Source organism: Vibrio sp. 10N.222.46.A1, assembly GCF_041473595.1.
Classification (GTDB): Bacteria; Pseudomonadota; Gammaproteobacteria; order Enterobacterales; family Vibrionaceae; genus Vibrio; species Vibrio tasmaniensis_A.
The window spans coordinates 1-392 of the sequence record NZ_JBFRSN010001779.1 but is presented as its reverse complement, the minus strand read 5'-3'; the positions used below and the strand labels follow the sequence as shown (position 1 = coordinate 392).

Annotated in this window: 1 protein-coding gene; it reads left to right on the top strand. The window is 40.3% G+C overall.

All coding sequences use genetic code 11. The features are described from left to right. Positions 1 to 392 (top strand): DUF3391 domain-containing protein (locus AB4496_RS29290; protein ID WP_372133641.1); only part of this gene is annotated, 392 nt, incomplete at both ends.

Genomic DNA, 392 nt, shown 5'->3' with positions numbered 1-392 from the left:
CCCATTTTTATTCAACAGCTTCAAAATAAAAGATGACGCTCAAGTGAAAATAATTCGGCATCTTGGGATTAAGCATGTCTATATAAATCTAAGTCAAAGCGATACTGCACCTTTACCTTCTAATCACGAGATAGAGAAAGGGGCCGATTCAGATCTACAGATAAGCCTTGAAACTGAAAGGATGTGGAAAGATAAGCATGAACGTATCGAAACCCTAAGCTCTTACCGTCGTAGAGTCAGTCATTGTGAGAAAGAGTTCGAGCGCTCGCTTGCTCGAATGCGTTCAGTAATGACAAAAATTCGTAACCGACCTATAGATGCGGTAGGAGAGGTTAAAAGTCTAGTTGATGATATTGTTGAAATACTGGCAAGTGACGATAGCGTTACCTTAC